The following is a 6,978-nucleotide window of genomic DNA, read 5'->3' as shown; positions in this document are numbered from 1 at the left end:
TCAAACCGGCGTTGGGGAGTGTGGACTTGCCCGATTTAATGCCCGGCCTCGGTCCGGGTGACATTGGGTGCGATGGGGAACGCCGATGCTTTCGCCGATTAAACCGATAGCTCTGACTGTCTTTAAGAGTGGAATGAAAGAGTATCGGGCGCTGTTGCGGACGTGAACGTTATGGGCTCGCTCAGCGGCTGGGACTTGGCCAGACAGGTTCGAGAACGAGAGCCGACGTTTCCCGTGATCTACATGACCGGCGGCCGACAATTGGGCGTCCCAGGGCGTCCCCAACAGCATCCTGTTGCAGAAGCCATTTGCGCCGGCCCAACTTGTCATGGCGATCTCGCAGCTCCTCAATCAGATCCCCCTGCGCGCGAATGAGGCCGCCTCAACTCCGGTTCACTTCCGCTTTTGCGTCACCAATCGCAAGGGGATGTTGTGGAGATGCGCGCGACCTCGCACAGCCGGTTCTGTCCATGCCCCAGCGCGTCGCGAGCGATGTCGTCGGGTCGATTTCCTGCGGCGGCCATAGCGATCAGCCGCTGATGATCTTCCGGCGTCCACCTTCTCACCAGTGGGTAGCGCGACTGTTCCATCGCGTCAGCGGCCCTCCAGCCTGTTGCACGCCTATGCCTGCCTATACAGTTCGCAGATTCGCGCCCAACAAGCGAGGAGGGCTGCTGGTTGGCGATCGGCCAGAATGAAAGTGCTGCTGCTGGTCGCGGAGCGAGGCGCGCCGGTGATGTTCGCCCGGATCGGGATCGTGCGCCTGTGGAAAGCGCCCTGGAGCGCAGGGGGGCTTCAGGAGCGCCCCAGGGCCGCCCACTCCATGCCGACGACGGCGTAAGGCCGGCATGATCGCCTACGGCGTTGCCCAAGGCACCGCCTATCGAAATGCCACCGCCTTAATCGTCATGATGGTGGTGGTGGTGGTGATGCTCATGCGAGCTGCCCCCGCCAGACCGCGCAATGGCGTTAGACGTCAGCGATGTTGATAGCAGGAGCGTCATCGCTGGAGGCGTCACGACGGCAAACCTGCCGCAGGTCTTTAAGAACTCGCGGCGGTCCTCGTCTTCGGTGGGGCTTGGCATGCTGAGCTCCGGTTGGTGGCGTGCGGATATTAAGCCGAACGAAATTTAAATCAATTAAACAAATTAAGTTCCTTTTATAATTTAAAGGCCGCGAGCCGGCCTCAGGTCAGGTGGGTGTATCCGCTACCGGACAGACCGGCCGTTGGTTGTATGTTGCCGCCCGACGTCAAGAACTCGCGATTGAATACAAGGCCCGTGCTAGATCATCCGCTATTTCCACCGAACGAGCAATTTTGTTGAAGAGCGTCGCAAGGACCCTCACCGGATTAGCTAGTCAATTGGACCGGGCTTGCCTCTCTGACGAGAGACGAAGCGCGTCACGCACGAGCCGCCGATGATCGGCCCTTGGGGCCGAGCCCGGAAGACGGCCAACGTCTTTAGGATGTCCGCGTCGGCGACGATACAGCCGAAAGCCACGCCTTCGAGCGCGCCAAGAAGATCGTCAGGAGCGATGGTGCACATTGGGAGACGCAAGATCTCAGACAAGAATTCGCAAGACAGCTCGGCAAAGCAGCAGATGGGGAGTGTCCACATTGCGCTCAACATTGAACAGCCCGGGCAGTGCATCCGAAATTCAACACCTCCTATCGTTCGCCCTGCTCCGTTCCAGAATTAACTTGCAACACCAACATCAAGCTTAATTCCAGACCGTGATTGCGGCCGCGCGCTAGAGGACTAGGCTTGCGCACACGGACATTGTCCTTGTCCGCTCCACCCCAGCGAAGTCGCCGCACCATTATATTCGGTGCAGCGACTTCGACGCTGGACAGTCGCGCGAGCTTCACTTGAGAGAGCAGCCGGACCACGAAACGCTTGATCTCATCGAGATGCGTCGCCGACTTACGGCGCTCCGGTCGAAACACTCGGACAATCTTTTAATTACTTCGCTGTTGAACCGCTTTTTCGTGAAAGTCGCATTTCTGCTGAAGCCAACAGACCTGGCACACGAGCAATATCTCAAATGCGAATTCGAACGAACGTTGATAAAAGTCAAAGAGATTGCTGCACGGACGAAATCTGACTGAAGGCCGCACCAACGCGTGGCTCTGGACCCGATTGGCCGGATATCCGCCACTGCTCTATCGGATCAGCCAGTAGCGGTTGTCGGCTTTGGGCTCCGGTGCCTGAACAATAATCTCCGCATTCGTCTTCGTCCTCCCTTATCGGGTGCTGCTGCTATTCCCGGCGCTTGTCGGTAATCTCTCGCACAGCCAAGCTCAGCTCCAGCTCTCTGAGCTGCTCAATCAGAAGTTCTACGATCTGGTCGTAGTCAGACGCCTTCAGCGAAATGCACGCCTCGCGAGGCCAGTTGGTTCTGGAGGATCATCGCCATCATGGCTTTAACGCTCATGGGCCCTGTCGTCGGGAAACAAACATCGTCATAAAAACAATCAGAAGTAGACGTCAAAGCTTGCGGATGCGCAACGTCCGTAAGAGTACGGACAACGTAAGGCGGCAAATCCCTTTGGCGCCGCACAAACGGGAGAATGTGTCGCGTGTGCGCCTTCAGACTAATCCGTTGGCAAAGCGCCGGGCTGCTGGGACTCCACCGCATCAAGTGTAACGTTTTCGCAGGTAAGGCCAGATAGAATGCAGCTCTAGTCGCCGGCAGGCCAGCCATGAGATTGCCAATGACTTCGGATTGCAATGATGAACTCACAACTATTGGCCGAGCAATCGCAACCAAGCAGCTTTATATCGAAAGTCAAACCATCTTGATCCAGGTGCTCGAGCGTGACGGACACGACATGCTTGAGCAAAGAAAAGCTCTAGCTAAGGAACGATCAAACCTAGCAACGCAGATCGCGCGACAATTTCAGCTGTTAGAGGCAAGGTGCGCATTGGGTGAATAAGTGCGTACCGGTTGTAGTGGAATGATGGAACGTCGAAAGCTGGAGCGTATCGATATCGACGAGGTCGCCTACATTTCAGGCGACGGCTCCAGCTTACGCTGCCGCGTGGTCAACATGTCGGAAGAAGGGGCAGCAGTTGAGCTTCCGTCGAAGCGGCACGTGGCCTCCACATTCAAACTAATGCTCGAGAAAGATCGCATCATCCGAAGTTGCCGCCTAGTCTGGTGGAGTGGAAATCTTATCGGGGTCTCGTTCGAGGATGATCTTTAGGCGGAGAAGAGTCAGTTAGCTCTGCCTACAATGGAATTCGCGGTTCTTTCGCTGGCATGGATGGGCGATGTCAAACAATAGACCGGAAATCCGTTCGTGGTCCCCCGAGGAAGAAGCGCAACTTCTTGCGCTATTCCGCTATTCGACAGTGGCATGACTGCAAGCGAGATCGGCCAGCGGCTAGGCCGCACGCGCCTCGCGGTCTACAGTCCATTGCAACGCTTCCATAAGCAGCAGGGTCGAGTAAGCCGCACTAGCGGACGTGTCTTCGCACAGCGGGCCGGTTAGTCATCCAAATGCCGCATGGATGTGATGCGTGTAGAGGCAACCGTCGACCAATTGTCGAGCCCTCTGCGGGAGGCGAATACACGATCTGAAATACCGCACCATCTGCAAACAAAAAAGGTCGCGCCCACCGGGCGCGATCTTTCCGAAGTTCGCCAGAATTCGGTCAGGAATTCATTGCTTCTCTTTGATAACGGTCGTGCTGCTGGTGCTGCTACCAACGGTGCCTTCGTCGCAGACTTTGGTCTGCTTGATGCGGTCTTCAGCTTCGACGCGGCTCTTAAAGGCCATCGGACCGATCTGCGTCACGACTTCCTTGTCCGCCGGGCGCGTGGTGGTAATGGTACAGTTGTGGCTAGGTCCTTGCACGACGTAGAACTCGTCAGCAAGTGCTGGAGCAGCCCATCCGACGATGAGCGCGCCAGCAAGAAGGGATGCTTTCATTGTCACCTCTCTGTTCAAGTACTGCCCAATAGAGGACGAACGGATAAACAGAAATCCACCGTGCTACTGGGGGCGCATGGTTAGATTACCGCTTCTCCGGTTCTGTAACTCACCCGAGATTTCGAGGTTCCACGAGTTCTGGTGCAAACACAGGTCAGCACCAGGTCGAATTTAGATTTGGAGCGCACAGGGGTGCCTGATGCGAAATTCCAAGGTGAACAGGGCTACTCGGAACGCTGAACTTGCTCGCGCGTTGTGCGTCATCGAAAGATTAAAGATTGAAGGAGCGCGTTATGGATCGCGAGCACGTGAAAGGCGTCGCCGATAAGGCCAAGGGCACGATTAAGGAAGGTGCTGGCAAGCTGAGTGGCGACAAGGACCTCCAAAGAGAAGGTAAGGCCGACAAGGCCAAGGGCGCCGTGCACAACGCCGCCGGTGACGTTAAGGATGCCGCGCGGGATGCAGCAGACGCCATGAAGAAGTGACTTCCCTTATGTGGGGACTAACACTCGCCGCTTCTTCTGGGCGGCGGTTTCGTTTGCGCTATCGAGGAACCGCGCGCCTCTGTGCAGCGGCTTTATCTTCCTTTCCTACCTCTCGCATCACGACCTTGAGCACATGAGCAACGGCTCTTGCAGCGCCTTCGCCTCGTCCGGTGGCGCGTGCACCTAACGCCCGTTAAGGGATTGGTTACCGGTCGCTGTCACCATTTACATAAGTCGCATTATGCGGAAGCGCATTCTGAGAACAGTCTATTATTTCGACACGCCCGATTGGCGGTCTCTTTCAGGAGACGCCCCAATGCTTAAGGGCTTCACGGTCTTCGTTGTTGCGCTGATCAGTACAGCGCAAGTGGATCAATACCTAACCCACGGTCGGTACACCGACGCGGCCATGGCTATGCTGCGGCAGATCGGTCGCGCGTTTGGATTTTAAATAGTTTTTTGCGACGGAGACCCGTCATGGACGGCATCTCATGGGCCGATCTCGAAAGGGATGAACAACGCGCAATTGCGATATTGGGAGCCGGTCTTTCCATTGAACTGTGCAGCCCCCTTGCTCTCCTGGCGTTAGGTCGGCTTGGGTCTGATCATAGGGTCTCATTTGACGGCTGCTGCACACAATTTGCGAAGAGATGCCGTTTTGAAGCGTGTCGCTGGGTAGCGGTTCGGCGCCGGTCGATCACGACAGGGGGTGGGATGCCAAACGCAATCGAGCTGATTGTGGACGGTTACGTTCGCTTGAACAATCGGAGGGCTCTGGATGATCTCCGCATGCAGCGCCGGAAACTGGCGGTGGACCTAAAGGCACGTACAGGTTTTGATTTCCGGACGACCGTCCAGCAGATCGAGGAGGACATCGCCGTGATCGAGGCTGGGCTGGCGCGGTTGGATGGCGCGGCGGGGAGCTAAGCTGCCAAAGCAGTTCGCGGTTCAAGCCGCCCGATTAGCTTCTTTCTCGGTCCCGCGCATAACGATCTTGAGCACATCATCCGGCAACGGGCCATTGCCGCGCCTTCGCCTACTCCCATGTCGGCGTGGCATCCAGCCACCTGCTACAGGTCAACATCGTCTCGACGCATTTTACTGCCGCTTAGTAAGGCAATAGTTCGGACGTTTTTGTCCCGGCCAGGCCGTGGAAATTCTTGCAATGACCTATGGCTGTACGGGTGACATGGCGCTCAGCCGAAGGTGTGTAAGACCGCAGCATAGTGGTTGCAACAATGAGGAAGGCAACGGCCGCGATTGCAGATGAGATCAGACGCTTCATGGGAAACCTCCGGTTTCCGATTGAAGGTTCGTCCGACAGTTCGATTAAAGGTTCAATGGAAAAAGCCAAAATCTCGGGCGGCTCATGGAGTTCCATTTGAGACGTCAGGGCGGCCCGCCCGTGCTAGGCGGCATGCCCACCCGCAATCGTGACTATCTCGCACCCCGCACCCTCCGAAAAGTCCGATCCGAATGGTTCGGAAACACCCCGGCATCGGTGCGAAGTTGTCGACATAGCGGTTGACGACGCGGAACAGCGCGATAATGGCGGCTTGGTTGCTGGTGATCAAACGCGCAAACGAGAACACCCGCTCGCCACCTACTCGACGTCGATCATTCGCTCCTTGGTGATCCGCAGGCTGCGGACGTAATAGCCTTGTGTCTGAACGGCTGACTTGATTTCGTCGCTGACCTTGAGAACTCGTTTCCTGCTCTTCCGCCACTTATGTGCAGAGTAAAGCACGGGCACGGGAGAGCCTGAACTTAGAACGAGCAAGAAGCGCCTGTCATTGCGATAGACATCATACATTTCGCCCCGCGATCATGTTGAAGTAAGCATGTCTGGTCGTCTCCATGGACGAGCTTAGTATCGCGAATGGCTGTGCGGGTTGTAAATCTGCAACGTCCGGGATCTCTTCAGCAACGTTCCAGATTGGGAACGAACTTGGTGCAAGCTCGGCCGTGGGTATTGATCAAGCTCTTGCGAGCGGTCGGGTAAGGAGGCTATCGAATTCCGCCACAACTGCGTGAGCAAATGCGCGGATGCTCGAAGTCCCCCGCTGCGATCACTGCGAAGAAGAGTTCGCGCCAGAAGAGCTGATAGTTCTTGCGCCACCGGCCGGGGACGGCGAGTTGATCTGCGGTCGGTGCATCGAAGTCAAGCTCCGTCGGGCCGTCGCGAAGCTACCGCGCGGTGATAACTGATGCTCCAGCGCATCAGGATCATCTCGATCCCACAGCTTCCGCGTAGGCGGTTCATGAGCGCGAGCGCAATCCAGCCTCGTCGGTAGCATCAAGCTTAATGAGTGACATTCGTTGCCAACTTGCCGAGACGGAATATCGTCGCGTCGATCGGGCATTTTTGTTCCCGAACCACCAGTTAGCGGGGGTTGCCTGAAAACGGGTTCGATTTCCATGATTCGATATTCGTCGTATGGAAATTCGAACTATCGTGCACCAGCCGCGCAGTTCTCCCATCGCGACCCGCTGGAAGCCGAGTACCGTCAGCTCATCGAGCTACGAGAGCGAGTCAGAAAGGCCGAAGCCACGGCC

7 protein-coding genes and 1 pseudogene are annotated in these 6,978 nt (G+C 56.7%); 4 read left to right on the top strand and 4 right to left on the bottom strand.

Features of this window, described 5'->3' with window-relative positions; all coding sequences use genetic code 11:
• The first annotated feature begins 694 nt into the window (after positions 1-694).
• Positions 695-841: a hypothetical protein gene (locus AC0L30_RS42010; RefSeq protein ID WP_473406708.1), complete on the top strand. Its 147-nt coding sequence runs from the start codon at positions 695-697 to the stop codon at positions 839-841.
• 2,118 nt (positions 842-2,959) lie between these two features.
• Complete coding sequence (locus tag AC0L30_RS42005; RefSeq protein ID WP_473406707.1) at positions 2,960-3,208, top strand: PilZ domain-containing protein; 249 nt, start codon at positions 2,960-2,962, stop codon at positions 3,206-3,208.
• Positions 3,209-3,667: 459 nt separating this feature from the next.
• Here the strand turns inward: AC0L30_RS42005 and AC0L30_RS42000 are convergent, their stop codons facing one another.
• Positions 3,668-3,937 carry a hypothetical protein gene (locus tag AC0L30_RS42000; protein WP_007595436.1) on the bottom strand — a complete coding sequence of 90 codons (270 nt, stop codon included), beginning with the start codon at positions 3,935-3,937 and terminating at the stop codon, positions 3,668-3,670.
• A 293-nt stretch (positions 3,938-4,230) separates the two neighbouring features.
• On the opposite strand from AC0L30_RS42000, the gene AC0L30_RS41995 reads away from it, so the two are divergent.
• Positions 4,231-4,422 carry a CsbD family protein gene (locus tag AC0L30_RS41995; RefSeq protein WP_473255669.1) on the top strand — a complete coding sequence of 64 codons (192 nt, stop codon included), beginning with the start codon at positions 4,231-4,233 and terminating at the stop codon, positions 4,420-4,422.
• 714 nt (positions 4,423-5,136) lie between these two features.
• Positions 5,137-5,349 carry a hypothetical protein gene (locus AC0L30_RS41990; RefSeq protein WP_473406709.1) on the top strand — a complete coding sequence of 71 codons (213 nt, stop codon included), beginning with the start codon at positions 5,137-5,139 and terminating at the stop codon, positions 5,347-5,349.
• A gap of 181 nt (positions 5,350-5,530) precedes the next feature.
• Here AC0L30_RS41990 and AC0L30_RS41985 read toward each other — a convergent pair whose 3' ends face one another.
• From AC0L30_RS41985 to AC0L30_RS41975, 3 genes and pseudogenes are all read right to left on the bottom strand, one after another.
• Positions 5,531-5,707, bottom strand: coding sequence for a hypothetical protein (locus AC0L30_RS41985; RefSeq protein WP_473406706.1), 177 nt, complete (start codon positions 5,705-5,707; stop codon positions 5,531-5,533).
• Between the two features lie 199 nt (positions 5,708-5,906).
• A pseudogene (locus AC0L30_RS41980) lies at positions 5,907-5,996 on the bottom strand (SOS response-associated peptidase); the annotation flags it as partial.
• Between the two features lie 29 nt (positions 5,997-6,025).
• A complete protein-coding gene (locus AC0L30_RS41975) occupies positions 6,026-6,235 on the bottom strand; it encodes a hypothetical protein (protein WP_473406705.1) in 210 nt (69 codons plus the stop codon).
• Between the last annotated feature and the right edge of the window lie 743 nt (positions 6,236-6,978).

This window comes from Bradyrhizobium sp. MI1.11 (assembly GCF_055811255.1).
The sequence above is the reverse complement of the archived record's forward strand: the minus strand, read 5'-3'. Positions and strand labels throughout refer to the sequence as shown.

Coding starts and splice junctions, on each gene's coding strand:
- AC0L30_RS42010 (WP_473406708.1), top strand. CDS start 695: ATGAAAGTGCTGCTGCTGGTCGCGGAGCGAGGCGCGCCGGTGATGTTC.
- AC0L30_RS42005 (WP_473406707.1), top strand. CDS start 2,960: ATGATGGAACGTCGAAAGCTGGAGCGTATCGATATCGACGAGGTCGCC.
- AC0L30_RS42000 (WP_007595436.1), bottom strand. CDS start 3,937: ATGAAAGCATCCCTTCTTGCTGGCGCGCTCATCGTCGGATGGGCTGCT.
- AC0L30_RS41995 (WP_473255669.1), top strand. CDS start 4,231: ATGGATCGCGAGCACGTGAAAGGCGTCGCCGATAAGGCCAAGGGCACG.
- AC0L30_RS41990 (WP_473406709.1), top strand. CDS start 5,137: ATGCCAAACGCAATCGAGCTGATTGTGGACGGTTACGTTCGCTTGAAC.
- AC0L30_RS41985 (WP_473406706.1), bottom strand. CDS start 5,707: ATGAAGCGTCTGATCTCATCTGCAATCGCGGCCGTTGCCTTCCTCATT.
- AC0L30_RS41975 (WP_473406705.1), bottom strand. CDS start 6,235: ATGTATGATGTCTATCGCAATGACAGGCGCTTCTTGCTCGTTCTAAGT.